Here is a 3,495-nt window from a genome sequence, read left to right as displayed (position 1 = left end):
CCGACCAACATGAACGGCCCTTTGCCGACATTCACCAAGATTGACCTTACCGCGGCGCGGCATACCAAGAGCGGCCATTCATACACCCTGCAGCATTTCCGTCCTCGGAGGTCTGCATCGCGGACTTTTCCGCCGTTCGCTGCAACCGCGAACTTCCCATTATTTTTTTAAGCCCGCCAGCATCCCGGGCGGATTACTGCAGTTGGCTACAATCGCGATCAAGTTGGGTCAAACTCCGGAAGCGGACCTCCAACGGACGGCTACAGCGCATTTCCGTTCTTCGCTGCGGCGGTCCGGTTAGGCCGTTGAATTCGCGGCACATCGATCACAGTCGACCGCGTGTCATTGGGGCGGAACTACACGCCGGATCTTCGATCCGCCCAACCAGAGCGATCCCGCCCCTGCAGCATGGTCCTCGGCGCCCTGACGACCAGTCACGCGCATGACAACCGAGTTGGTAGATGCGTCAATACTCAGAAACTGCAATTGGTACGGCGTCGACAGACTGACACCGTTTTCTCTTGCGACGATTTCGCCTGCTCCCAGCGGCAAATCAGCATCTATCGTCGCAACGATTTCGCCTGTCTCACTATCGATCCTTTGCACGGCTCCGTCTCCTATCGTGTGGACCCACAGCGATCCCGCAGCATCCACCATCAAGCGCGGGCTGCTGCCCGTCGCTATCGTCTGAACAAGCATGTCGTTGTCAGGGTCCACCCTATAGATTTCGTCCTTCCGGCCTGAACTCACCCAGACGTGCCCACCTGCGAATGCTGTCCCAAAGCCGATTTCCGGCAAATCAATCTGTGCCTGAACAGCTCCGGTTATTGCATCGAAGCGGGAGAGCATTCTCTCAAAGTTTTCGGCAGTCACTACCCAAACAGAGTCTGCGCCTACGGCAATGCTGCCGCTGCTGGAGGACATTTCTGCCGGAAATGCGAGCAGCGTCTCCCCGGTCTTGGAATCGATCCGAAAGAGCGTGTTGGCGCCAACATCCGCAATCCACACAGACTTCGGACCTATGAGTAGACGCCGTTGTTTTTGCGACGCCCCCTTAAGTGCCACTTCCTGAACGGAGTTGTCGCTCGGATCAATGCGCAAGACAGAGAAACCAGAGGCGACCCACAGGGCATTATGGCCAAAAGCCATGTTCGTACCATTATTCGGGATTTCTGCCTCAACCTGAAGGTCCTCGGCTGTGATGGCATCAGCCTGAGCGGCCACCGGATAAAACGCCGACAGAAAGCCGACCGCGAACTTAGTCCATACACTACTTTTCATCGTCATTTCCTTTTGCAGTATTCCTGTACTCAAAGCGTTCAGACGGCAGTATAAAGTAGTTTGAAGTTTCGCACTTCCCCCGAACGGGTGAGGTCGATTTGCGTGGGCTAGCAGTTTGGCTGTAGGTTGCCAGGATCAACTGTTTTTGGTTGGGAGAGACTAGATGGGTGCTCCTCAAGTCGACACTGCGCTCGACGCATGCCAAGACGCGGCTTTGGGGGCTGCGGCTTGGGATGACGCGCTTCAAGTGCTTGCCGAAGCCGTTGGTGCCCGTAGCTGTGTTCTTCTTCCATTTGATCAGGATCTATCCGTCAGACGACGGCGACAGTTCGAGTCTCGATCACACTCCCGTTTCACAGCCGTCTGGCTGGATCGGGTCGATGAAGCACCCGATCCGCATACATCGCGACCATATTCAGTTCCGATCAGCAAGCATCCGACGGTTACTGAGCACCAGATTACCAACACAGAAGAACGCAGCACGCTGCCCTACTACCGGTCAATCGCAACTGCGGGTAATCGGACCTGGTGGGCGGCAATCCGGTTTGAAACACATAGTCGTCGTTGGGCATTGCCGCTCTACAGAACCAAGGAACAAGGGCCCTTCACTGTTCAAGATGTCCGGAAGCTTGATGCGCTCATGCCCGCAGTCCGGAGGTTCGTATCCTCGGCAGAGATGATGGAAGAGACGCGTCTCTCGGAGCGGCTGAAATCGTTCTCGGACCTCGGCTGCGCTGCAATTCTGCTGGATGACCGGGGTCATGTCATTCGACACAACGACCCGGCAGCGCAGCTTTTTGGACCCGACCTCTGGATCTGCCGAGGGCAAATCGTGTCGAATGGACCAGTGAACAACCAACAATTGAAGAAGATCACCACACGAAGTGCGAGCTCCAACGGATTTCCGATTACGCTCTGGCGCGACGGGACACCATGGTTGATCGCTCAAAGTGTCACGCTCTCTTCGCTGGCTAGCGACGTCTTTTCTGGTGGGAAGCGGCTTCTTTTGTTGCAGGATGTATTGCCCACCGGGTCCGTCAATTCAGATTATTTGCGCATGGCCTTCGCATTGACTCCAGCAGAAGCTCGGCTTGCCTCAGAACTTGTGGATGGTGCGGGTCTTGGCAAAGCCAGCATGGCAATCGGTATTGGAAAGGAGACAGGCCGAACCCATCTTAGCGCCATATTTGGCAAGACGGGCACGTCTAGTCAGGCCCAACTTGCGGCCCTCCTAAGCCGTGTGTTTGCAAATTGGAAAAAATAGCCCAAGTGATAGTGCGCTGAATCGGAGCAGAGCTTCGCCGTTTGGGAAAATTCAGCGCCGTTTGCGAATGTCCGGAATGCGAAAGCTGCGCTGCAGTAATTTCCACTCACGTGAAAGGCAGGATTGGTCCACCCTTTCTGTCGTCAGTATGTAGCTCGTGCAAAACGCTGCGTTTGCAGCATCTGGTAAAACGTGCTCCTTGCTGCCGTTAGCCGCATCGCACCGATCCTGTCAAACGACCTCGCCCCGACCAACATGAACGGCCCTTAGCTGCCGCTCGTCGGTCGATCTGATGCTGCGCCGCAGCTTCGCCAGACCGGCCATTCGTGCATCGTGCAGCATGTTCTTGGGCCAAATGACCGCAACGCGGGACGAAGCGGCCTTTCGACCAATGCACCGTTATCGGGTGTTGCCGCACATTGCTATTTGCGATCTACTTGTCTGGCTTAAGCCGCTTGCTCTGGTAACGCGTGGGTATTCATCGCGTTCTGGTAAGCGGGGCGCTGTGCGGTTGAGAGATACAGCGCCTCGATCTTTGGGTGGGCGCCAAACAGCGCCGCCCGATCTGCTGGCCATTCGGTCAGCATAGCGAGGTAATAGTCTAACGCCGTGAAGCCTCGCTTCATCAAGGAAGCTTCGCCTGAAATGGCTGCTTCCATGACATCAAAGAAAGCGTCCAGATCAGCTGAAGCATTCTTTTCTACTTCGGCAATCGCTATTTCAGAGTTGGCATATCTTTCTGGATGATTCCATCTCGCAACAGTCGGGTATCCTGCTGTCGCCATGACGTTCAGCCAAAACAGGAATTCCGCCCTGTCCGGTTCTCCTGGTTGGGGAGTAATGCCAAATTGCGGGAAGGCTTCGCCTAACAAGGTTACAATTGCACCAGTTTCCCCGATGGTTGTTGTGTCTGGTAGCGTAAGTGCAGGCACCCGCCCAGTCGGGTTTAT

At 55.5% G+C, this 3,495-nt stretch carries 3 protein-coding genes; 1 reads left to right on the top strand and 2 read right to left on the bottom strand.

The annotated features are described in order from the left end of the window. Positions 1-342 precede the first annotated feature (342 nt). Positions 343-1,281 (bottom strand): hypothetical protein, encoded by a 939-nt coding sequence (locus tag Q1B15_RS03495; RefSeq protein WP_299750217.1) that lies wholly within the window; start codon positions 1,279-1,281, stop codon positions 343-345. Between the two features lie 163 nt (positions 1,282-1,444). Between Q1B15_RS03495 and Q1B15_RS03490 the strand changes: the two genes are divergently transcribed. After that, positions 1,445-2,545 carry a hypothetical protein gene (locus Q1B15_RS03490; RefSeq protein WP_299750214.1) on the top strand — a complete coding sequence of 367 codons (1,101 nt, stop codon included), beginning with the start codon at positions 1,445-1,447 and terminating at the stop codon, positions 2,543-2,545. Positions 2,546-2,991: 446 nt separating this feature from the next. Here the strand turns inward: Q1B15_RS03490 and Q1B15_RS03485 are convergent. Beyond that, positions 2,992-3,495 (bottom strand): glutathione S-transferase family protein (locus tag Q1B15_RS03485; RefSeq protein WP_299750211.1); only part of this gene is annotated, 504 nt, incomplete at its 5' end.

The organism is uncultured Boseongicola sp., assembly GCF_937988555.1.
Classification (GTDB): Bacteria; Pseudomonadota; Alphaproteobacteria; order Rhodobacterales; family Rhodobacteraceae; genus Boseongicola.
Note: the sequence above shows the minus strand (reverse complement) of the source record. Positions and strands in the feature narration are given on the sequence as shown.

What these genes read in the sequence shown, in the direction of transcription:
- Q1B15_RS03490 (WP_299750214.1), top strand. Translation starts at nt 1,445, where the DNA reads ATGGGTGCTCCTCAAGTCGACACTGCGCTCGACGCATGCCAAGACGCG.
- Q1B15_RS03495 (WP_299750217.1), bottom strand. Translation starts at nt 1,281, where the DNA reads ATGAAAAGTAGTGTATGGACTAAGTTCGCGGTCGGCTTTCTGTCGGCG.